The sequence below is a fragment of the Serratia sp. ASV30 genome, assembly GCF_016428815.1.
Lineage (GTDB): Bacteria > Pseudomonadota > Gammaproteobacteria > Enterobacterales > Enterobacteriaceae > Chania > Chania fonticola_C.
In genome coordinates, this window is the sequence record NZ_JAELTL010000190.1 from 1 (window position 1) to 485 (window position 485).

The following is a 485-nucleotide window of genomic DNA, read 5'->3' on the forward strand; positions in this document are numbered from 1 at the left end:
TAGCACTAATAAAGGTTACCGCAAGATAGTATTCTTCCTTTATAATACTTTTTATACCTTCATAAAGGAATTTGTTTTCTGAAAAAAAATAAACGTTCATATACTACTTCCGTATAAAATTGCGTGATTTTTCAATGGTTATAGGGTGATATTCTAAATCTATATTCTTACCAAGTAAAAATACAGTTCAGGATGATTCTGGTGCGGAAACGAATCAGGTTGATAAGATTCAACTATCAATACATATAGCTATTGGTGAGTGTAAGCTTCCAATTTGATATCCGTTATGAAACGTTTTCTTATAGATAAACACATGTGAAGATAATACCGACTCTCCACTCATAAATTTTTCAATAAGACCTTGAGGAGATCGGTCAGTGTCAAGTGAAAAGGTGCCGCTCCACTGAATTGCCACTACATTAGCGCCGTCTTTATTTAAAATTTCGTGGACGATATTAATCCTCTTGGAGACAGGGGTAGTTACC

Annotated in this window: 1 protein-coding gene; it reads right to left on the reverse strand. The window is 34.2% G+C overall.

What is annotated here, in order from left to right; all coding sequences use genetic code 11:
• Positions 1 to 229: 229 nt before the first annotated feature.
• On the reverse strand, positions 230 to 485 hold a 256-nt coding region (locus JHD74_RS26760), incomplete at its 5' end, for a hypothetical protein (RefSeq protein WP_233169701.1).